We start from the raw sequence: 314 nt of genomic DNA, 5'->3' as shown, positions 1-314 counted from the left end.
TCGCGTTCCACTCCACCAGGACACGATGACGCTCTGTCTGGGGCAGCACGTCGATCTGCCGCAGCGGCCGCTCCGGTGTCCGCTCCAGCGCCGCGACCAGTCCCTCCAGCGCCGTCGCCATGAACGCACAGACCCGCTCCGCCGCGACCGATGCCGCCACCTGCGCCGTCAGCGCAAAGCCAGCCCCCAGATCGTCCACCGACAGCGCCAGCGGATAGTTCGTCCGCTCCTCCGCGTGAAGGACCTCGATCCCCTCCCACTGAGCCTGCTCCGCAGCGCCGCCCGCCGCACTGTGCCGGTAGTTCAACAGCGCT

The 314-nt window shown here is 70.1% G+C and carries 1 protein-coding gene; it reads right to left on the bottom strand.

Annotated features, from left to right (window positions below):
- A partial coding sequence (locus HL671_RS38285) for a hypothetical protein (protein WP_246705830.1) occupies window positions 1–307 on the bottom strand: 307 nt, incomplete at its 3' end.
- Between the last annotated feature and the right edge of the window lie 7 nt (window positions 308–314).

Origin of the sequence: Bradyrhizobium denitrificans (genome assembly GCF_013179005.1) — a bacterium.
Classification (GTDB): domain Bacteria; phylum Pseudomonadota; class Alphaproteobacteria; order Rhizobiales; family Xanthobacteraceae; genus Bradyrhizobium; species Bradyrhizobium denitrificans.
The sequence above is the reverse complement of the archived record's forward strand: the minus strand, read 5'-3'. Positions and strand labels throughout refer to the sequence as shown.